A 20,381-nucleotide genomic window follows, 5' to 3' on the forward strand; every position below is an offset into this window, starting at 1 on the left:
AACGCGCAATTCTATCTTGAATCAACTTGTCAGGAAAGCCCTGCGGTGCCCAACACCGCCCGGCCCTCCGGGGTTTCGACCTGTCCCGCGCGTCCAGCAGCCACTAGTTGCGGCGGAGATTGGCCTTCTTGAGCAAACTTTCGTACTGGTGGCTGACCAGGTGCGCCTGGATCTGCGCCGTGAAGTCCATCACCACCACCACCACGATCAGCAGCGAGGTGCCGCCGAAGTAGAACGGCACATGCCAGAACTTCTGCATGAACGACGGCACCAGGCAGACCAGCACCAGGTACAGCGCGCCCACGCCGGTCAGGCGCGTCATCACCGCATCGATGTAGCTGGCCGTGGCGCGACCCGGGCGGATGCCCGGAATCAGCGCGCCGGAGCGCTTCAGGTTGTCCGCCGTCTCGTCCGCGTTGAACACGATCGCGGTGTAGAAGAACGCGAAGCCGATCACCAGCACCGAATACACGATGTCGTACAGCGGCTCGCCCGGGTTCAGCGCCTGGGTCAGGTCCTGCAGCCAGCGCGCCTGGTGGCCGGTGCCGAACCAGCTCACCGCGGTGGCCGGGAACATCAGCAGGCTGGACGCGAAGATCGGCGGGATCACGCCCGACATGTTGATCTTCAACGGCAGGTTCGAGCTCTGGTTCTGGTAGGCCCGCTGGCCGCCGGAACGCCGTGCGTAGTTCACCGTGATCCGCCGCTGCGCGCGCTCCATGAACACGCAGAACGCGGTCACGCCCAGCACGATCGCGAACACCACCAGCAGCATCAGCACCGACAGCTCGCCGTTGCTGGACATGCCCAGGGTGTGCACCACCGCGCCCGGCAGGCCGGCCACGATGCCGGCGAAGATCAGCAGCGAAATGCCGTTGCCGATGCCGCGCTCGGTCATCTGCTCGCCCAGCCACATCAGGAACATGGTGCCGGCGGTCAGGCCCACCACCGAGGCCAGCACGAAGCCGAAGCCCGGGGTGTACACCACCGGCGCACCGCCGGCCGCGACCTGCTTCTGCAGCGCCACCGCGATGCCGAAGGACTGGAACAGCGCCAGGCCCACGGTGCCGATGCGGGTGTACATCGTCATCTTGCGCTTGCCGGACTCGCCTTCCTTGCGCAACGCCTGCAGGCTCGGCACCACCGAACCCATCATCTGGATCACGATGGACGCCGAGATGTACGGGATCACGCCCAGCGCGAACACCGAGAAGCGCGCCAGCGCACCGCCCGAGAACATGTTGAACATGTCCATCAGGCCGTTGCCGTTGACCAGGTTGGTCATCGCGTCGGGGTTCACACCCGGCACGGGAATGAACGAACCGAGACGGAACACCACCAGCGCGCCGATCACGAAAAAGATGCGCTGACGCAGTTCGGTCAGTTTGCCGAGCTTGCCGAGTGCGTTGCCCTTGGCTTGAGCCACCGTGATTACTCCACGCTGCCGCCGGCCGCCTCGATGGCTGCCTTGGCGCCAGCCGTGGCCAGCAGACCCGACAGCTTCACCGCACGACCGATTTCACCCTTCAGCACCACCTTGACCTTCTTGGCGCGACTGTCGATCAGGCCGGCCTTGTGCAGCTCGACCACGTCGATCACGTCGGCCTTGAGGCTGGCCAGCTGGTACAGGAACACCTGCTGGCTCTCGGCCTTCAGCTTGGAGCGGAAGCCGACCTTGGGCAGGCGGCGCTGCAGCGGCATCTGGCCGCCTTCGAAGCCGTACTTGTGGGTGCCGCCGGCGCGGGCGTGCTGACCCTTGTGGCCGCGACCAGCCGTCTTGCCGAGGCCCGAGCCGATGCCGCGACCCACGCGCAGGCGCGTCTTGCGCGAACCGGCGGCGGGCTTGATGTCGTTGAGACGCATGTTGGTCATCCTCTAATCAGGCATCCTGCCCGAGAACCCGGCCACCCATGGCCGGACTGTTCAATTAATCTTCGACCTGCACCAGGTAGTAGACCGTGTTGATCAGGCCACGCACCTGCGGGCTGTCCTTCAGCTCACGGACGTCGTTGGTCTTGTTCAGGCCCAGCGCCTTGACGCTGAGACGATGCCGCGCCTGCACGCCGCGCAGGCCCTTCACCAGGCGCACGCGCACGGTGCCGGCGGTTTCGTTCTTCTTAGCCATTGCCCAGCACCTCTTCCACGGTCTTGCCACGCTTGGCGGCGATCTGCTTCGGCGAAGCCACCGCCTGCAGGCCCTTGATGGTGGCGCGCACCAGGTTGATCGGGTTGCGCGAGCCGACGGCCTTGGCCAGCACGTTCTTCACGCCCACCACTTCCAGCACGGCACGCATGGCGCCGCCGGCGATCACGCCGGTACCTTCGGAGGCCGGCTGCATGTAGACGCGGGCCGCGCCGTGGTTGGCCTTGATGGCATACCACAGGGTGCCGTTGTTCAGGTCGATGTTCACCATGTTGCGGCGGGCACGCTCCATCGCCTTGGAGATGGCGACCGGCACTTCACGCGCCTTGCCATAGCCGAAGCCGACCTTGCCTTCGCCATCGCCGACCACGGTCAGCGCGGTGAAGCTCATCTGGCGGCCACCCTTGACGGTCTTGGCCACGCGGTTGACGGCAATCAGCTTCTCGAGCAGGCCGTCGGAATTTTCGCGATCGTTCGAAGACATTTCTCGATTCCGTGTGCCCGGACCATCCGGGACTTTTGCTTGCGGCTGGGCCGCTTGTTGTTGTGTGTCGCTGGTGCGCGGGGCGGAATTCAGGGAATCCCGACCCCAGTGTTCAGAACTTCAGGCCGGCTTCGCGGGCCGCGTCGGCCAGCGCCTTGATGCGGCCGTGGTAGCGGAAGCCGGAGCGATCGAACGCCACCGACTCCACGCCGGCGGCCAACGCGCGCTCGGCCACGGCCTTGCCCACCGCCGCCGCCGCGGCCAGGTTCTTGGTGCCCTTCAGGCCCTCGGCCACCGACTTCTGCACGGTGGAGGCAGCCGCCACCACCTTGTCGCCGGAGGCGTCGAACACCTGGGCGTAGAGATGCTGGCCGGTGCGGTGCACCGACAAGCGGGCCACGGCCAGCTTGCGGATGTGCGCGCGCGTGGACTTGGCACGGCGCAGGCGGGATTCGTTCTTGTTCATCGTCATGTTCCTTGAAAGCGGATCGGCTTACGCCTTCTTTGCTTCCTTCAGGGTGATCTTCTCGCCGGCATAGCGCACGCCCTTGCCCTTGTAGGGCTCCGGGGCACGGAAGGCGCGGATCTTGGCGGCCACCTGGCCAACCACCTGCTTGTCGGCACCCTTGATCAGGATTTCCGTCTGCGTGGGGGTTTCCAGGGTGATGCCGACCGGAGCCTCGAACACCACCGGGTGCGAGAAGCCCAGGCTGAGGTTCAGCGACTTGCCGGCCATGGACGCGCGGTAACCCACGCCGACCAGCTCCAGCTTGCGCTCGTAGCCCTCGGACACGCCCTTGACCATGTTCGCCAGCAGCGCACGCGCGGTGCCGCCGAACTTGTCGTCCGCGCCCTCGGCCAACTGGATGTTGACGGCATCGCCGTCCACCTTCAGCGACACGCCGGGCAACGCATGGATGGACAGCGTGCCCTTCGGGCCCTTCACGGAGACGCCGTCGGCAGCAGCCTTCAGCTCCACGCCCTTCGGCAGGTTGATCGTCTTCTTGGCAACACGTGACATCGTCGGCTCCTTAGGCGACCTGGCCGATGACTTCGCCGCCCAGGCCCTTGGAACGAGCCTGCGCGTCGGTCAGCAGACCGGCGGACGTCGAGATGATCGAGATGCCCAGACCGCCGAGCACCTTCGGCAACTCGTCCTTGCCGCGGTAGATGCGCAGGCCGGAGCGGCTGACGCGGGAAATGGACTCGATGGCCGGACGGCCCTCGAAATACTTCAGCTTGATCTCGAGCACCGGCTTGCCCTCCTCCTGGGAGGTCTGCGCGTCGAGAATGTAGCCTTCGTTCTTGAGAAGGCCGGCGATCGCCACCTTCAGCTTCGACGACGGCATGCGTACCGTCGGCTTGCCCATCAGCTGGGCGTTGCGGACACGCGTGAACATGTCGGCGATGGGATCAGTCATGCTCATGAAAACATCCTTCAGAGTGCACCGATATCCGATAAAACCGGAAATCTTCTAGATTGTGATGCTGACAAGGCGCCAGCCTGCGTTGCGCAGACCGACGACTATAGCAGCTTTGCCGGTGTTTGGCGAATATCGTTGCGAAATCGCAACAATGACGGCACGGAGTGCCGCCGGACGACCGGCCCGCTAACGGACCGGGTCGGTAGATCGGTTACCAGCTGGCCTTGCGCAGGCCGGGCACGTCGCCACGCATGGTGGCTTCGCGCAGCTTGTTGCGGCCGAGGTTGAACTTGGCGTACACGGCGCGCGGACGGCCGGTCAGCGCGCAGCGGGTGCGCTGGCGGCTCGGGCTGGCGTCGCGCGGCAGCTTCTGCAGCTTGCCCTGCGCTTCCATCTTCTCCTCGTAGGAGGCGGTGGCGCTCAGCACGATCGCCTTCAGTTCGGCGCGCTTGGCGGCGTACTTCTTGACGAGCTTGGTCCGCTTGATGTCGCGGTTGACCATCGAGGTCTTTGCCATGGATAAATGCTCTCTTTTGAAGAGTCCGGCCACGGATGGCCGGTTTTCTCTCGATCACGGACGATCGTTTAGTTCCTGAACGGGAAGCTGAAGGCTTCCAGCAGCGCCTTGGCCTCGGCATCGGTCTTCGCGGTCGTGGTGATCGCGATGTCCATGCCGCGCATCGCATCGACGGCGTCGAAGTCGATTTCCGGGAAGATGATCTGTTCCTTCACGCCGAAGTTGAAGTTGCCACGGCCGTCGAAGGCGCGGCCCGACACGCCGCGGAAGTCGCGGGTACGGGGCAGCGAAATGTTGATCAGGCGATCCAGGAACTCGAACATCTGGGCGCGGCGCAGGGTGACCTTGCAGCCGATCGGCCAGCCGTCGCGGATCTTGAACGAGGCCACGGAAACGCGCGCCTTGGTCGTGATCGGCTTCTGGCCCGAGATCTTCGCCATGTCGGCCACGGCGTTCTCGAGGATCTTCTTGTTGCCCGCGGCTTCGCCCACGCCCATGTTCAGCGTGATCTTGGTGATGCGGGGAACCTGCATCACGTTCTGGTAGCCGAACTGCTTGGTCAGCTTCGGCACTACCTGCTCTTTGTAAAACGTCTCAAGGCGCGTCATGTCAGTATTCCTTACGCGTCCACGACCTCGCCATTCGAACGGAACACGCGGACCTTGCGCCCATCAGCGAGCGTCTTGGTGCCAACGCGTTCACCCTTGTTCGTGGCGGGGTTGAACAGCTGCACATTGGAGAGATGGATCGAGGCCTCACGCTCGACGATGCCGCCGGCCTGGTTGGCCTGCGGGTTCGGCTTGGTGTGGCGCTTGACCAGGTTCACGTTGGAGACGAACACGCGTTCGCCATCCACGCGCAGCACTTCGCCGCGCTGGCCCTTGTTCTTGCCGGTGATCACGAGGACCTGATCACCCTTGCGGATACGGTTCATGTTCTGGACTCCGCTCAGAGCACTTCGGGCGCGAGCGAGACGATCTTCATGAACTTCTCGCTGCGCAGCTCGCGGGTGACCGGCCCGAAGATACGGGTGCCGATCGGCTCGAGCTTGTTGTTGAGGAGCACCGCTGCGTTGCCGTCGAAACGGATCAGCGAGCCATCGGGACGGCGCACGCCCTTGGCGGTGCGAACCACCACGGCGTTGTACACCTCGCCCTTCTTCACCTTGCCGCGGGGGATGGCATCCTTCACGGTGACCTTGATCACGTCACCGATCGCGGCGTACCGGCGCTTGGAGCCGCCGAGCACCTTGATGCACATCAGTTCCTTGGCACCGCTGTTGTCCGCTGCGGAGAGCGTGCTTTGCATCTGGATCATGTCTGCACCCTCCTCTTAGACGGCTGCGCGGGTGACGATTTCGACCACGCGGTGATGCTTGGTCTTGGACAGCGGACGGCACTCGGCGATGCGCACCAGGTCACCCTCGTTCGCGCCGAGGTCGTCCTGCGCGTGCAACTTGGTCGACCGGCGCACGATCTTGCCCAGCAGGCCGTGCTGCACCTGGCGCTCGATCAGGACGGTGACCGTCTTGTCCATCTTGTTGCTGATGACGCGGCCCTCGAGGGTGCGCGCCTGCTTCTGGTTGTCGCTCATCTCGGCGCTCCCTTACTTCTTCGCGCCGAGCACGAACTTCGTGCGGGCGATGTCACGCCGGACGCGGCGCAGCTGATGCGGCTGGCTGAGCTGGCCGGCACCCTTCTGCATGCGCAGGTTGAACTGTTCCTTGCGCAGGTCCAGCAGGTGCTGATTGAGCTCTTCGGCCGACTTGGTGGTCAGATCTTTGATGGCCATGTCACATCACCGCCCGGGTCACGAACTGGGTCTGCACCGAGAGCTTGGCGGCGGCCAGGCGGAACGCCTCGCGCGCCGAAGTCTCGTCGATGCCCTCGATTTCATAGAGCATGCGGCCGGGCTGGATCGGGGCGACCCAGAACTCCACGCCGCCCTTGCCGGCGCCCATACGCACTTCGATCGGCTTCTTGGTGATCGGCTTGTCCGGGAACACGCGGATCCACAGCTTGCCGCCACGCTTCACGAAGCGGGTGATGCAACGGCGACCGGCCTCGATCTGGCGCGCGGTGAGCGCACCGTGGGTGGTCGCCTTGAGGCCGAACTCGCCGAAACTGACGAGGTTGGCGCATTGTGCCAGACCGTCGTTGCGGCCCTTGAACTGCTTGCGGTATTTGGTTCGCTTGGGTTGCAGCATGGCAACTCTCCTTACTTCGCCGCGCGCTCGCGACGGCCTTCGCCGTCACGACGCGGTTCGCGGTCGCGGTCACGCCGGCCTTCGCCGCCCTCGCGGCGCGACGGCGCCGGGGACTCGTCCTTCGGCTCCTGGCCGATCTGGGTCACGTCGAAGATCTCGCCCTTGTAGACCCACACCTTGATGCCGATGATGCCGTAGGTGGTGTTCGCCTCGGCGAAGCCGTAGTCGATGTCGGCACGCAGGGTGTGCAGCGGCACGCGGCCTTCGCGGGCCCACTCGGAACGGGCGATCTCGGCGCCGTTCAGACGGCCGGACACGTTGATCTTGATGCCCAGCGCACCCAGGCGCATCGCATTGCCCACCGAGCGCTTCATCGCGCGGCGGAACATGATGCGGCGCTCCAGCTGCTGCGCGATCGACTCGGCCACCAGCTGGGCGTCCAGCTCGGGCTTGCGCACTTCATTGACGTTGATGTGCGTCGGGACGCCCATCAGGTCGCTGACTTCCTTGCGCAGCTTCTCGATGTCCTCGCCCTTCTTGCCGATCACCACGCCCGGACGGGCGGTGTGGATCGTCACGCGCGCGGTCTTGGCCGGGCGCTCGATCTGGATCTTCGAGATGCCGGCGGCAGCCAGCTTCTTCTTCAGCATCTCGCGGACCTTGATGTCCGCCACGAGATACTTCGCGTAGTCGCCCTTGTTGGCGTACCACTTGGCGTTCCAGTCCTTGGCGATGCCGAGGCGGATGCCGGTGGGATGAACTTTGTGACCCATCGTCTTCTTCCTCTTACTCGCCAACGACCACGGTGATGTGGCTGGTGCGCTTCAGGATGCGGGAACCGCGGCCTTTGGCTCGGGCATACATGCGCTTCATCGCCGGACCTTCGTCCACGAAGATGCGCGAGACCTTCAGCTCGTCGACGTCGGCGCCGAGATTGTTCTCGGCGTTGGCGACGGCCGACAGCAGCACCTTGCGGACAAGGTGCGCAGCCTTCTTGTTGGTGAACTGGAGCACGTCGCTGGCCCGGCCCACGGGCATGCCGCGGACCAGGTCTGCCACCAGGCGTGCCTTCTGCGCCGAGATGCGGGCGCTGCGCAGGATCGCTTTGGCTTCGGTGCTCATCACTTGCCCTTCTTGTCGCCGACGTGGCCCTTGAAGGTACGCGTCACCGCGAACTCACCGAGCTTGTGCCCGACCATGTTCTCGTTGACGAGCACCGGCACGTGCTGGCGGCCGTTGTGGATGGCGATGGTCAGGCCCACCATTTCGGGCAGGATCATCGAGCGGCGCGACCAGGTCTTGATCGGACGCTTGTTGTTGGCGGAAACCGCGGCTTCCACCTTCTTGGCGAGGTGAAGGTCGACGAACGGACCTTTCTTCAGAGAGCGTGGCATGTCGGGTTCCTGTTACTTGCGGCGACGCACGATGAACTGCTGCGTGCGCTTGTTGTTGCGGGTCTTGTAACCCTTGGTCGGCGTGCCCCACGGGCTGACCGGATGACGGCCGCCGGAGGTACGGCCTTCACCACCGCCGTGCGGATGGTCGACCGGGTTCATCACCACGCCGCGCACGGTCGGGCGGATGCCGAGCCAGCGCTTGGCGCCGGCCTTGCCCAGCTTCTTCAGGCTGTGCTCGCCGTTGCCGACCTCACCGATGGTGGCGCGGCACTCGACCGGCACGCGGCGCATTTCGCCGGAGCGCAGGCGCAGCGTGGCGTAACCGGACTCGCGGGCCACCAGCTGCACCGAGGCGCCGGCACTGCGGGCGATCTGCGCGCCCTTGCCGGGCTTCATCTCGATGCAGTGGATGGTGGAACCCACCGGGATGCTGCGCAGCTGCAGGCAGTTGCCGGCCTTGATCGGCGCGTCGTGGCCGGACAGCAGACGGTCGCCCACCTGCACGCCCTTCGGCGCGATGATGTAGCGGCGCTCGCCGTCGGCGTAGCACAGCAGCGCGATGTGCGCGGTGCGGTTCGGATCGTATTCGATGCGCTCGACCTTGGCGGCAATGCCTTCCTTGTCGCGCTTGAAATCGATGATGCGGTAAGCCTGCTTGTGACCGCCGCCGCGATGACGCGTGGTGATGCGACCGAAATGGTTGCGACCACCCGTCTTCGACTGGCTTTCGGTCAGCGGCGCGTAGGGCGCGCCCTTGTGCAGCCCCTCGGTGCGGACGCTGACGGCGTCACGACGACCCGGCGAGGTTGGCTTGTGATTGATTAGTGCCATCTCGAGGAACTCCTGGCTCAGGCCTTGGCTGAAACGTCGATGGTCTGGCCATCGGCGAGGCGCACGTAGGCCTTGCGCTTGCCCTGGCGGCTGCCAGCGCGGAAACGGAAGGACTTGGCCTTGCCCTTGCTGTTGACGAGGTTCACCTGCTCGACCTTGACGTCGAACATCTTCTCCACCGCCTCGCGGACATCGGCCTTGGTCGCCGCAGGGGCGACCACGAATACGTACTGGTTGTGCTCGCTGACGCGAGCCGACTTCTCGGAGATGTGCGGCGCGCGCAGCGTGTCGAGAATGCGTTCGTTGCTCATGCCAGCCACTCCTCGATCTTCTTCACGGCGTCGACCGTCATCACCACGTGGTCGGAACCGACCAGGCTGACCGGATTCAGCGCCATCACGTCCAGGACGTGCAGGTAGGGGATGTTGCGCGAAGCCAGGTACAGCGCCTCGTTGGCATCCTCGGAAACCAGCAGCACGCGGCCGGAAACCTCGAGCTCCTTGAGCTTGGCGACCATCGCCTTGGTCCTGGGCTGGTCGACGCCGAAGCCTTCGACCACCTTCAGGCGACCCTGGCGGGTCAGCTCGGCAAGGATCGAGCGGATCGCGACGCGGTAGGCCTTGCGGTTGACCTTCTGCTCGTAGCTGCGCGGCTTCGCGGCAAAGGTCACGCCGCCGCCCACGAAGATCGGGGCACGGTAGTCGCCGTGACGGGCGCCGCCGCCCTTCTGCTTCTTGAACTTCTTGGTGGTACCCGACAGCTCGCCACGCGACAGCTGCGCCTTGGTACCGGCGCGACCGCCGGCCTGGTACGCAACCACCACCTGGTGAACCAGGGCCTGCTTGAACTCGCCGCCGAACACCTCGTCCGACACGCTGAGCGCGGCATTGTTAGGCGATGTTGCGCCAATGACATTCAGTTCCATGCCGTCTCTCCTCAACCCTTGGTGGTCGGACGGATGACGACGTCGCCACCGGTCGCACCGGGGACAGCGCCCTTCACCGCGATCAGGTGACGCTCGGCGTCGACCTTGACCACTTCCAGACCCTGCTGCGTGCGGTTCACCGCACCCATGTGGCCCGACATCTTCTTGCCCGGGAACACGCGGCCCGGCGTCTGGCGCTGGCCGATCGAACCCGGCGCGCGGTGCGACAGCGAGTTGCCGTGCGTCGCATCGCCCATCTTGAAGTGGTGGCGCTTGATGGTGCCCTGGAAGCCCTTGCCCTTGGAGACACCGGCGACGTCGACGATCTGGCCGACCGTAAACAGCTCGTCAGCCTTGATCTCCGCGCCCACGCTGTACTTGCCGAGGTCGTCGGCGGACACGCGGAACTCCCACAGCCCACGACCCGGCTCAACCTTGGCCTTGGCGTAATGGCCCTTCAGCGGCGCCGTCAGCAGGCTGGCGCGCTTCACGCCCGCCGCGACCTGCACCGCGCTGTAGCCATCGTTGTCTTCCGTCTTCAGCTGGGTGACGCGGTTCGGGGTCGCTTCAATCAGCGTCACCGGAATCGAGCGCCCGTCTTCAGTGAAGAGCCGGCTCATGCCGCACTTGCGGCCTACCAGTCCGATACTCATGTTCGTATCCTGTCTGTCGCTCAACCGAGCTTGATCTGAACATCGACGCCAGCGGCGAGATCAAGCTTCATGAGCGCGTCCACGGTCTTGTCGTTGGGGTCGACGATGTCGAGCACGCGCTTGTGGGTACGGGTCTCGTACTGGTCGCGTGCATCCTTGTCGACGTGCGGCGACACCAGAATGGTGTAACGCTCGATCTTGGTCGGGAGCGGGATGGGGCCGAGCACCGTGGCGCCCGTGCGCTTGGCCGTCTCGACGATCTCGCTGGCCGAACGGTCGATCAGACGATGATCGAACGCCTTGAGCCGGATGCGAATCTTCTGGTTCGCCATAAACCGTGTCCTGTTATCAAAAGAACTTGAATGTGCAACGAGGCGGCTTCTCACCGCATCGCACTGCTCTCTGGAACCACCGGGGCCGTGCCAGGCACAACCCCGACCTGCAAAACGCCAAGCGAGCACGTGATGGCTCGCCTGGCGCAAATCCTGCTGCGCAGTTGGCGTGATGGCGGGATCAACCCGGAACCACACCGAACGCGATGACCGTCCACGGTCTGCGAACTCGAAGCACTTCCTGCGCCTCATTTCGCGGTGAGCCAGTCGAAATTCATCCGCCTGGCAAGTGAGCTGCGAAGTATAACGGCAAACTTGGATTTAGTGAAGGGGGTCGAGATCGACCCGACGCGCCCTTCTTTCCCCGGCGCAGGCCGACCCATCGGGCCGGATCAACGACGGAAGTCATCCCGGCAGCACAGGCTGCCGGGATGACGGTGCTTACTTGATGACCTTGGCGACGACGCCGGCGCCGACGGTGCGGCCACCCTCGCGGATCGCGAAGCGCAGGCCCTCGTCCATCGCGATCGGGTGGATCAGGCTCACCACCATCTTCACGTTGTCGCCCGGCATCACCATCTCCACGCCTTCCGGCAGCTGCACCGCGCCGGTCACGTCCGTGGTGCGGAAGTAGAACTGCGGGCGGTAGCCCTTGAAGAACGGGGTGTGACGGCCACCCTCTTCCTTCGACAGCACATACACCTCCGCCTCGAAGTCCGTGTGCGGCGTGATCGAGCCCGGCTTCGCCAGCACCTGGCCACGCTCCACGTCGTCGCGCTTCAGACCGCGCAGCAGCAGGCCCACGTTGTCGCCCGCCTGGCCCTGGTCCAGCAGCTTGCGGAACATTTCCACGCCCGTCACCGTGGTCTTCTGCGTCGGGCGGATGCCCACCACCTCGATTTCCTCGCCGACCTTGATGATCCCGCGCTCCACGCGACCGGTCACCACCGTGCCGCGGCCCGAGATCGAGAACACGTCCTCGACCGGCATCAGGAACGGACGGTCGATCTCGCGCACCGGCTCCGGAATGTAGCTGTCCAGCGCGTCCACCAGCTTGATGATCGCCGGCACGCCGATTTCGCTCTGGTCACCTTCCAGCGCCTTCAGCGCCGAACCGTGGATGATCGGCGTGTCGTCGCCCGGGAAGTCGTACTTCGACAGCAGCTCGCGCACTTCCATCTCGACCAGCTCCAGCAGCTCGGCGTCGTCCACCATGTCCGCCTTGTTCAGGAACACGATGATGTACGGCACGCCCACCTGCCGCGACAGCAGAATGTGCTCGCGCGTCTGCGGCATCGGGCCGTCCGCCGCCGAGCACACCAGGATCGCGCCGTCCATCTGCGCCGCACCCGTGATCATGTTCTTCACGTAGTCCGCATGGCCCGGGCAGTCCACGTGCGCGTAGTGGCGCTTCGGCGACTCGTATTCCACGTGCGCCGTCGAGATCGTGATCCCGCGCGCCTTCTCTTCCGGCGCCGCGTCGATCGCGTCGTAGGCCTTGAATTCGCCGCCGAAACGCTCCGCACCAACCTTCGTCAGCGCCGCCGTCAGCGTCGTCTTCCCGTGGTCCACGTGACCGATCGTACCCACGTTCACGTGGGGCTTGGTGCGCTCGAACTTGCCCTTTGCCATGACTTGAGACCTCTAGATAGAACTTTTCGTCAGTGCGGCGATTGCCGCGTCGTTTGATCTACGCGACCCATGGGCCGCACTGTTTGCTTCTGGAACACAAAAGCGAAAAACCGCTGTACTTGTTTGCTTGTGGCCGGGGCGGCCACAAGCCGCTCTTCTTGAAAAGTGCGGCCATGGATGGCCGCCCGTGTGATTTTCGCGGTCAAGGATGACCGCAAAAAATCAAGCCTTCTTGACCACCTGCTCGGCGATGTTGTTCGGCGCCTCGGCGTAGTGGTCGAACTCCATCGTGAAGGTGGCGCGACCCTGGGTCAGCGAGCGGATGGTCGTGGCGTAACCGAACATTTCGCCCAGCGGCACGAACGCGTCGATGGTCTTGCCCGACGGCGTGTCTTCCTGGCCGCGCAGGATGCCGCGGCGACGGCTCATGTCGCCCATCACGTCACCGACGTAATCCTCCGGCGTCACCACCTCGACCTTCATGATCGGCTCGAGCAGCACCGGCGAGGCCTTCGCGAAGCCCTGCTTGAACGCCATCGAGGCGGCCAGCTTGAACGCCATTTCGGACGAGTCGACGTCGTGGTAGGAGCCGAACACCAGCTTCACCTTGACGCCCACCACCGGGAAGCCCGCCAGCGGACCACTGGTGATGGTCTCGCGCAGGCCCTTCTCGACCGAGGGGATGAACTCCTTCGGAATCACGCCGCCGGTGATGTCGTTGATGAACAGGAAGTCATCCTTGATCGCCGCGGACAGCTTCTCGTCGGCGCGGTCGGCGTCGCTGATCGGCGACATCTCGATCACCACGTGGCCGTACTGGCCCTTGCCGCCGGACTGCTTGGCGTGCTTGTAATCGGACTTCACGTCGCTGGAACGGATCGTCTCGCGATACGCCACCTGCGGCTTGCCGACGTTGGCCTCGACGTTGAACTCGCGCTTCATGCGGTCGACGATGATGTCGAGATGCAGCTCGCCCATGCCCGAGATGATGGTCTGACCCGATTCCTCGTCGGTGCGCACGCGGAAGGACGGATCCTCGGCGGCCAGGCGGCCCAGCGCGATACCCATCTTCTCCTGGTCCGACTTGGTCTTCGGCTCCACCGCCATCGAGATCACCGGCTCCGGGAACGTCATGCGCTCCAGGGTGATCACGTGATCCTGCGCGCACAGCGTGTCGCCGGTCGTCACGTCCTTCAGGCCGACCGCGGCGGCGATGTCGCCAGCGCGGACTTCCTTCAGTTCGTGACGATCGTTCGCGTGCATCTGCAGGATGCGGCCGATGCGCTCCTTCTTCGACTTCACCGGGTTGTAGACGGCATCGCCGGCATTCAGCACGCCCGAGTAGACGCGGAAGAAGGTCAGCGAACCGACGAACGGATCGGTCATGATCTTGAATGCGAGCGCGGAGAACGGTGCGGCGTCGTCCGCCTTGCGGGTCGCCTCGTGCTCGTTCTCGTCCACGCCGGTCACCGGCGGGCGGTCGACCGGCGACGGCAGCAGGTGCACCACCGCGTCGAGCATCGCCTGCACGCCCTTGTTCTTGAAGGCGGTGCCGCAATAGACCGGGATGATTTCGCTGGCCAGCGTGCGCGAGCGCAGGCCGCCGATGATCTCGGCCTCGGAGAGGTCGCCCCCTTCCAGGTACTTGTTCATCAGCTCTTCGCTGGCTTCAGCCGCGGATTCGACCATGAAGCTGCGTGCCTCGGCGGCCTTGTCCGCGAGGTTCGCAGGGATGTCCTGGTACTCGAACTTCATGCCCTGGGACGCCATGTCCCAGATGATCGCCTTCATCTTGAGCAGGTCGACCACGCCCTCGAAGTCGTCCTCGGCGCCGATCGGCACCACCATCGGCACCGGGTGCGCGCCCAGGCGCGACTTCAGCTGGCCGACCACCTTGTCGAAGTTCGCACCGGTGCGGTCCATCTTGTTGACGAACGCAAGGCGCGGCACCTTGTACTTGTTGGCCTGGCGCCACACGGTCTCGGACTGCGGCTGCACGCCGCCGACCGCGCACAGCACGAACACCGCGCCGTCGAGCACGCGCAGCGAACGCTCCACCTCGATGGTGAAGTCGACGTGCCCGGGGGTGTCGATGATGTTGAAGCGGTGCTGCTCCATCGAACCGTCCATGCCCTTCCAGAACGCCGTAGTGGCGGCGGAAGTGATGGTGATGCCGCGCTCCTGCTCCTGCTCCATCCAGTCCATCGTGGCCGCACCGTCGTGCACCTCGCCGATCTTGTGCGAGACGCCGGTGTAGAACAGGATGCGCTCCGTGGTCGTGGTCTTGCCGGCATCGATGTGGGCCATGATGCCGAAGTTGCGGTAGCGCTCGATGGGAGTGGTGCGTGCCATAGTCGTATCCGACGGAGATCCATCCCCGAATGGGCAATGGCGGCCATCCGGGCCGCTCTGGTCATGAAAAAATCCGGCAAGAATGCCGGCTGGCTCGGTGCCGCCCATCATGGGCGGCACGACACTTGCCGCTGATTACCAGCGGTAGTGCGAGAAGGCCTTGTTGGCTTCCGCCATGCGATGGGTTTCCTCGCGCTTCTTGGCGGCACCACCACGACTTTCGGAAGCTTCCTGCAGCTCGGCAGCCAGCTTGCGCGGCATCGAGGTTTCGCCACGCTTGCGCGCAGCCTCGATCACCCAGCGCATCGCCAGCGCCATGCGGCGGCCCGGACGCACTTCCACCGGCACCTGGTAGGTGGCGCCACCAACGCGGCGGGACTTCACCTCGACGGCCGGCGCGACATTGCTCAGCGCCTTTTCGACCAGAGCCACCGGCTCGGCGTGCTTCTCGCCCAGATGATCCAGCGCACCATAGACGATGCTCTCGGCCACCGACTTCTTGCCGCTCTTCATCACCATGTTGATGAAGCGGGCAATCAGCTGGCTGCCGTGCTTCGGGTCGGGCAGCACCACACGGGCGGGATGGGAACCTTTACGCGACATAGTTAATTCCTAAGCTCAGGCCTTCGGGCGCTTGGCGCCGTACTTCGAACGCGACTGACGACGCTTGGTGACGCCGGCGCAGTCGAGGCTGCCGCGCACCGTGTGGTAACGCACGCCGGGGAGATCCTTGACGCGGCCGCCACGAATGAGCACCACCGAGTGCTCCTGCAGGTTGTGGCCTTCGCCACCGATGTAGCTGATCACCTCGTAGCCGTTGGTCAGGCGCACCTTGGCAACCTTGCGCAACGCCGAGTTCGGCTTCTTCGGGGTGGTCGTGTACACGCGCGTGCAGACGCCGCGACGCTGCGGGCTGTTCTGCAGGGCAGGCGAATCGCTCTTGTAGCTCTTCGGGCTGCGGGATTTGCGCACCAACTGGTTGATAGTCGCCATGCGTAGCCTATTCTGAAAACATAAAGGCAGCCCGAACAAGCTCGGTCTGCCAAGAAGCGGGAATATAACACGGACGGCCTGTCACAGACAAGCCAGCGTCCCGCCTTCCATGACCCGAACACGAGGTGCATCCGTGCACCTCATTTCGTATGTCTAGCGAGCAAGGCCCTGAACGGGCTTACTCGACACCACTTTCACTGCCGGCCGGCGCCTCGGCAAACGAGACGGCGGAAGCGGTACCGGAGAGCGTTTCCAGATCCGAGGCGGTCAAGCCGCCCTGGCTGCGGCGCGAGGCGTGGTACGCCAGGCCGGTACCCGCGGGAATCAGACGGCCGACGATAACATTTTCCTTCAGGCCCCGCAAGGTATCACGCGTGCCACGAACCGCAGCTTCCGTCAACACCCGGGTGGTTTCCTGGAAGGAAGCCGCCGAGATGAAGGACTCCGTGGCCAGCGAGGCCTTGGTGATGCCCAGCAGCACCGACTGGTACTCGGCCGGGCGCTCGCCCTTGGCTTCCGCGCGCTCGTTCTCCGCGTTGATGCGCACGCGCTCCACCTGCTCGCCGCGCAGATAGTGGCTGTCGCCCGGCTCGGTGATCTCGACCTTGCGCAGCATCTGGCGAATGATCGCCTCGATGTGCTTGTCGTTGATCTTCACGCCCTGCAGACGGTAGACGTCCTGGATCTCCTTGACCAGGTAGCCAGCCAGCGGCTCCACGCCCAGCAGGCGCAGGATGTCGTGCGGGCTGGGCTCGCCGTCCACCACGGTCTCGCCCTTCTCCACGTGCTCGCCCTCGAACACGATGACCTGGCGCCACTTGGGAATCAGTTCCTCGTGCTCGTTGCCGTCCACGTCCTTGATGATCAGGCGCTGCTTGCCCTTGGTGTCCTTGCCGAAGCTGACCACGCCCGAACGCTCGGCCAGCACCGCCGGCTCCTTCGGCTTGCGCGCCTCGAACAGGTCGGCCACGCGGGGCAGACCACCGGTGATGTCGCGGGTCTTGGAGGTTTCCTGCGGGATACGGGCCACCACGTCGCCCACGCCCACCTCGGCGCCATTCTGGATCGACACGATCGCGCCGGCCGGCAGGAAGTACTGCGCGGCGATGTCGGTGCCCGGCAGCTTGAGCTCGCGGCCCTTGCTGTCCTCCAGGCGCACGATCGGGCGCAGGTCCTTGGCCTGGGTGCCGCGACGCTTCGGATCGGTCACCACCGCCGACTCCAGGCCGGTCAGTTCGTCGGTCTGGCTCTGCACGGTGACGCCATCGATGAAGTCGATGAAACGCACCACGCCGGCCACCTCGGTGACGATCGGATGGGTGTGCGGGTCCCAGTTCGCCACGGTCTGGCCGGGCTTGACCGGGGCGCCGTCCTTGACCGCGATGGTGGCGCCGTACGGCACCTTGTAACGCTCGCGCTCGCGGCCACTGGAGTCGATCACGCTCAGTTCGCCCGAGCGCGACACGGCCACCAGGTGGCCCTGCTTGTGCTGCACCGACTTCAGGTTGTTGTACTTCAGCGAACCGGTGGTCTTCACCGTCACGTTGTCCACGGCGGCGGCACGCGAAGCCGCGCCACCGATGTGGAAGGTACGCATGGTCAGCTGGGTGCCGGGCTCGCCGATCGACTGCGCGGCAACCACGCCCACGGCCTCGCCCATGTTGACCAGGTGGCCACGCGCCAGGTCGCGGCCGTAGCACAGCTTGCACACGCCGTGGCTGGCCTCGCAGGTGATCGGCGAACGCACCTTGATGACCTGCACGCCGGCCTTGTCGAGCTTCTCGACCAGCGCTTCGTTCAGCAGGGTGTCGCGGGTGACGATCGGCTGGTCGTCGTCGCCGGGCGCGTAGACGTCCTCGACCACCACGCGGCCGAGCACGCGCTCGCGCAACGGCTCGACCACGTCGCCGCCTTCCACGATCGGCTGCATGATCAGGCCTTCCTCGGTGCCGCAGTCGTCCATGGTGACCACCACGTCCTGCGCCACGTCCACCAGGCGGCGGGTGAGGTAACCGGAGTTCGCCGTCTTCAGCGCCGTATCCGCCAGGCCCTTGCGGGCGCCGTGGGTGGAGTTGAAGTACTGCAGCACGTTCAGGCCTTCGCGGAAGTTGGCCTTGATCGGGGTCTCGATGATCGAGCCGTCCGGGCGCGCCATCAGGCCGCGCATGCCGGCCAGCTGGCGGATCTGCGCCACCGAACCACGCGCGCCGGAGTCGGCCATGATGTACAGCGAGTTCATCGACTTCTGGGCGACCTGCTTGCCCTCGCTGTCGGTCACCGTCTCGGTGCCGATGCCGTCGATCATCGCCTTGGCGACCTGCTCGTTGGTGCGCGACCAGATGTCGACCACCTTGTTGTAGCGCTCGCCGGCGGTGACCAGGCCCGACTGGTACTGCTGCTGGATCTCGACGACTTCCTTCTCGGCCTCTTCCAGGATCGCCTTCTTCTCGGCCGGGATCTTCATGTCGTCGATGCCGATGGAGATGCCGGCGCGCGTGGCGAAGCGGTAGCCGGTGTACATCAGCTGGTCGGCGAAGACCACCGTCTCCTTCAGGCCCAGGCGGCGGTAGCTGGCGTTGATCAGGCGCGAGATCGCCTTCTTGGTCAGCTCGGTGTTGGCCAACGCGAACGGCAGGCCCTCCGGCAGGATCTCGGCCAGCAGCGCGCGACCCACCGTGGTCTCGACCAGCGCCAGCTCGCTGCGGCGTTCGCCGTCTTCGCCCAGGTGCACCTGCTTCAGGCGCACCTTGACCTTGGCGTGCAGTTCGACCGCGCGGTTGTCATAGGCGCGACGCACTTCGCTGATGCCGGAGAACACCATGCCGGTGCCCTTCGCGTTCACCAGTTCGCGGGTCATGTAGTACAGGCCCAGCACCACGTCCTGGGTCGGCACGATGATCGGCTCGCCGTTGGCGGGCGACAGGATGTTGTTGGTGGACATCATCAGGGCGCGCGCCTCCAGCTGCGCCTCGATCGACAGCGGCACGTGCACCGCCATCTGGTCGCCGTCGAAGTCCGCGTTGAACGCGGTACAGACCAGCGGATGCAGCTGGATCGCCTTGCCCTCGATCAGCTTCGGCTCGAACGCCTGGATGCCGAGGCGGTGCAGGGTCGGCGCGCGGTTCAGCAGCACCGGATGCTCGCGGATCACCTCTTCCAGGATGTCCCAGACCTGGCCTTCCTCGCGCTCGACCAGCTTCTTGGCGGCCTTGATCGTGGTGGCCTCGCCGCGGGCCTGCAGCTTGGCGAAGATGAAGGGCTTGAACAGTTCCAGCGCCATCTTCTTCGGCAGGCCGCACTGGTGCAGGCGCAGGGTCGGGCCCACGGTGATCACCGAGCGGCCGGAGTAGTCCACGCGCTTGCCGAGCAGGTTCTGGCGGAAGCGGCCCTGCTTGCCCTTGATCATGTCGGCGAGCGACTTCAGCGCGCGCTTGTTGGTGCCGGTGATGGCGCGGCCGCGGCGGCCGTTGTCGAGCAGCGCGTCCACCGACTCCTGCAGCATGCGCTTCTCGTTGCGCACGATGATGTCGGGCGCGTTGAGTTCGAGCAGGCGCTTCAGGCGGTTGTTGCGGTTGATGACGCGGCGGTACAGGTCGTTGAGGTCGGAGGTCGCGAAGCGGCCACCGTCCAGCGGCACCAGCGGACGCAGGTCCGGCGGCAGCACCGGCAGCACGGTCAGCACCATCCACTCCGGCTTGTTGCCGGATTCCAGGAAGGCCTCGATCAGCTTCACGCGCTTGGTGAGGCGCTTCAGCTTGGTCTCGGAATTGGTGGAGGCGATTTCTTCCTTCAGGCGAATGACTTCGCCCGGAAGATCCAGCGACTTCAGCAGCTCGTAGACCGCCTCGGCGCCCATGCGCGCGTCGAATTCGTCGCCGTGCTCCTCGACGGCCTCCAGGTACTGGTCCTCGCTGAGCAGCTGGCCGCGCTCCAGCGCGGTCAGGCCCGGATCGATCACCACGAAGGCCTCGAAGTACAGGATGCGCTCGATGTCGCGCAGGGTCATGTCCAGCATCAGGCCGATGCGCGACGGCAGCGACTTGAGGAACCAGATGTGCGCGGTCGGCGAAGCCAGCTCGATGTGGCCCATGCGCTCGCGGCGCACCTTGGCCAGCGTCACTTCGGTGCCGCACTTCTCGCACACCACGCCGCGATGCTTCATGCGCTTGTACTTGCCGCACAGGCACTCGTAGTCCTTCACCGGGCCGAAGATGGCGGCGCAGAACAGGCCGTCACGCTCGGGCTTGAACGTGCGGTAGTTGATCGTCTCCGGCTTCTTCACTTCGCCGTACGACCACGAGCGGATCAGCTCCGGCGAGGCCAGCGCGATCTTGATCGCGTCGAAGTCGCGGGTTTCGCGCTGCTGGTTGAAGAGGTTGAGCAGGTCTTTCATTTGAGTCTCCGATCGGAGCAAATTCTTGGACGGGGCCAGAAGGTCAGGCGTGCAGGTTCAGGGATGCGGAAGCCGGGATCCAGTGGCAACGGCGGTTGC

General features: G+C 65.1%; 27 protein-coding genes. All 27 read right to left on the reverse strand.

The genetic code is table 11. From position 1 onward, the window contains the following. Positions 1-103: 103 nt before the first annotated feature. The gene (secY, locus tag ABQJ56_RS11835) at positions 104-1,426 is read right to left on the reverse strand and encodes a preprotein translocase subunit SecY (RefSeq protein WP_367845220.1); all 1,323 of its coding nucleotides are present in this window, start codon (positions 1,424-1,426) and stop codon (positions 104-106) included. A 5-nt stretch (positions 1,427-1,431) separates the two neighbouring features. After that, positions 1,432-1,863, reverse strand: a complete 432-nt coding sequence (gene rplO / locus ABQJ56_RS11840) for a 50S ribosomal protein L15 (protein WP_367845221.1) — start codon at positions 1,861-1,863, stop codon at positions 1,432-1,434. A gap of 64 nt (positions 1,864-1,927) precedes the next feature. Beyond that, a complete protein-coding gene (rpmD, locus tag ABQJ56_RS11845) occupies positions 1,928-2,125 on the reverse strand; it encodes a 50S ribosomal protein L30 (protein ID WP_192105756.1) in 198 nt (65 codons plus the stop codon). Further along, the gene (gene rpsE / locus ABQJ56_RS11850) at positions 2,118-2,627 is read right to left on the reverse strand and encodes a 30S ribosomal protein S5 (protein ID WP_181301007.1); all 510 of its coding nucleotides are present in this window, start codon (positions 2,625-2,627) and stop codon (positions 2,118-2,120) included. The genes rpmD and rpsE overlap by 8 nt, the downstream gene beginning before the upstream one ends. Before the next feature lie 112 nt (positions 2,628-2,739). Further along, positions 2,740-3,099, reverse strand: coding sequence for a 50S ribosomal protein L18 (rplR, locus tag ABQJ56_RS11855; protein ID WP_367845222.1), 360 nt, complete (start codon positions 3,097-3,099; stop codon positions 2,740-2,742). Between the two features lie 21 nt (positions 3,100-3,120). Then, the gene (gene rplF / locus ABQJ56_RS11860) at positions 3,121-3,648 is read right to left on the reverse strand and encodes a 50S ribosomal protein L6 (RefSeq protein WP_367845223.1); all 528 of its coding nucleotides are present in this window, start codon (positions 3,646-3,648) and stop codon (positions 3,121-3,123) included. Between the two features lie 10 nt (positions 3,649-3,658). Then, positions 3,659-4,054, reverse strand: coding sequence for a 30S ribosomal protein S8 (gene rpsH, locus ABQJ56_RS11865; protein ID WP_367845224.1), 396 nt, complete (start codon positions 4,052-4,054; stop codon positions 3,659-3,661). A 208-nt stretch (positions 4,055-4,262) separates the two neighbouring features. Further along, a complete protein-coding gene (rpsN, locus tag ABQJ56_RS11870) occupies positions 4,263-4,568 on the reverse strand; it encodes a 30S ribosomal protein S14 (protein ID WP_367845225.1) in 306 nt (101 codons plus the stop codon). A 68-nt stretch (positions 4,569-4,636) separates the two neighbouring features. Then, positions 4,637-5,176, reverse strand: coding sequence for a 50S ribosomal protein L5 (rplE, locus tag ABQJ56_RS11875; RefSeq protein ID WP_367845226.1), 540 nt, complete (start codon positions 5,174-5,176; stop codon positions 4,637-4,639). An 11-nt stretch (positions 5,177-5,187) separates the two neighbouring features. Continuing rightward, complete coding sequence (gene rplX, locus ABQJ56_RS11880) at positions 5,188-5,502, reverse strand: 50S ribosomal protein L24 (RefSeq protein WP_367845227.1); 315 nt, start codon at positions 5,500-5,502, stop codon at positions 5,188-5,190. 14 nt (positions 5,503-5,516) lie between these two features. Beyond that, a complete protein-coding gene (gene rplN / locus ABQJ56_RS11885; protein ID WP_007513359.1) occupies positions 5,517-5,885 on the reverse strand; it encodes a 50S ribosomal protein L14 in 369 nt (122 codons plus the stop codon). Positions 5,886-5,900: 15 nt separating this feature from the next. Beyond that, positions 5,901-6,161, reverse strand: coding sequence for a 30S ribosomal protein S17 (gene rpsQ / locus ABQJ56_RS11890; RefSeq protein WP_181300988.1), 261 nt, complete (start codon positions 6,159-6,161; stop codon positions 5,901-5,903). A gap of 12 nt (positions 6,162-6,173) precedes the next feature. After that, entirely contained in the window at positions 6,174-6,359 is a 186-nt protein-coding gene (rpmC, locus tag ABQJ56_RS11895) for a 50S ribosomal protein L29 (RefSeq protein WP_367845228.1), read from the reverse strand. 1 nt (position 6,360) lies between these two features. Then, on the reverse strand, positions 6,361-6,774 hold the full coding sequence (gene rplP / locus ABQJ56_RS11900; RefSeq protein ID WP_367845229.1) for a 50S ribosomal protein L16: 414 nt from the start codon (positions 6,772-6,774) through the stop codon (positions 6,361-6,363). A gap of 11 nt (positions 6,775-6,785) precedes the next feature. Further along, entirely contained in the window at positions 6,786-7,547 is a 762-nt protein-coding gene (gene rpsC, locus ABQJ56_RS11905) for a 30S ribosomal protein S3 (RefSeq protein WP_367845230.1), read from the reverse strand. Positions 7,548-7,560: 13 nt separating this feature from the next. Continuing rightward, a complete protein-coding gene (gene rplV / locus ABQJ56_RS11910; protein WP_181300981.1) occupies positions 7,561-7,896 on the reverse strand; it encodes a 50S ribosomal protein L22 in 336 nt (111 codons plus the stop codon). Then, a complete protein-coding gene (rpsS, locus tag ABQJ56_RS11915) occupies positions 7,896-8,168 on the reverse strand; it encodes a 30S ribosomal protein S19 (RefSeq protein WP_077481308.1) in 273 nt (90 codons plus the stop codon). The genes rplV and rpsS overlap by 1 nt, the downstream gene beginning before the upstream one ends. A gap of 12 nt (positions 8,169-8,180) precedes the next feature. Continuing rightward, entirely contained in the window at positions 8,181-9,002 is an 822-nt protein-coding gene (gene rplB / locus ABQJ56_RS11920) for a 50S ribosomal protein L2 (protein WP_367845231.1), read from the reverse strand. Positions 9,003-9,019: 17 nt separating this feature from the next. Beyond that, the gene (gene rplW, locus ABQJ56_RS11925; RefSeq protein WP_367845232.1) at positions 9,020-9,313 is read right to left on the reverse strand and encodes a 50S ribosomal protein L23; all 294 of its coding nucleotides are present in this window, start codon (positions 9,311-9,313) and stop codon (positions 9,020-9,022) included. Continuing rightward, a complete protein-coding gene (rplD, locus tag ABQJ56_RS11930) occupies positions 9,310-9,927 on the reverse strand; it encodes a 50S ribosomal protein L4 (protein WP_367845233.1) in 618 nt (205 codons plus the stop codon). Before rplD ends, rplW begins: the two co-directional genes overlap by 4 nt. A gap of 11 nt (positions 9,928-9,938) precedes the next feature. After that, positions 9,939-10,580, reverse strand: a complete 642-nt coding sequence (gene rplC / locus ABQJ56_RS11935) for a 50S ribosomal protein L3 (protein WP_367845234.1) — start codon at positions 10,578-10,580, stop codon at positions 9,939-9,941. 20 nt (positions 10,581-10,600) lie between these two features. Continuing rightward, positions 10,601-10,912 carry a 30S ribosomal protein S10 gene (rpsJ, locus tag ABQJ56_RS11940; RefSeq protein ID WP_014402136.1) on the reverse strand — a complete coding sequence of 104 codons (312 nt, stop codon included), beginning with the start codon at positions 10,910-10,912 and terminating at the stop codon, positions 10,601-10,603. 441 nt (positions 10,913-11,353) lie between these two features. Beyond that, positions 11,354-12,544, reverse strand: a complete 1,191-nt coding sequence (tuf, locus tag ABQJ56_RS11945; protein ID WP_367845235.1) for an elongation factor Tu — start codon at positions 12,542-12,544, stop codon at positions 11,354-11,356. A 222-nt stretch (positions 12,545-12,766) separates the two neighbouring features. Beyond that, positions 12,767-14,896, reverse strand: coding sequence for an elongation factor G (gene fusA / locus ABQJ56_RS11950; protein WP_367845236.1), 2,130 nt, complete (start codon positions 14,894-14,896; stop codon positions 12,767-12,769). 135 nt (positions 14,897-15,031) lie between these two features. Then, the gene (gene rpsG, locus ABQJ56_RS11955; protein WP_367845237.1) at positions 15,032-15,499 is read right to left on the reverse strand and encodes a 30S ribosomal protein S7; all 468 of its coding nucleotides are present in this window, start codon (positions 15,497-15,499) and stop codon (positions 15,032-15,034) included. 15 nt (positions 15,500-15,514) lie between these two features. Further along, positions 15,515-15,889: a 30S ribosomal protein S12 gene (rpsL, locus tag ABQJ56_RS11960; protein WP_077481292.1), complete on the reverse strand. Its 375-nt coding sequence runs from the start codon at positions 15,887-15,889 to the stop codon at positions 15,515-15,517. Positions 15,890-16,067: 178 nt separating this feature from the next. Further along, entirely contained in the window at positions 16,068-20,282 is a 4,215-nt protein-coding gene (gene rpoC / locus ABQJ56_RS11965; RefSeq protein WP_367845238.1) for a DNA-directed RNA polymerase subunit beta', read from the reverse strand. Between the last annotated feature and the right edge of the window lie 99 nt (positions 20,283-20,381).

It is taken from the genome of Rhodanobacter geophilus (genome assembly GCF_040812275.1).
In the GTDB taxonomy this organism is placed as follows: Bacteria; Pseudomonadota; Gammaproteobacteria; order Xanthomonadales; family Rhodanobacteraceae; genus Rhodanobacter_A; species Rhodanobacter_A geophilus.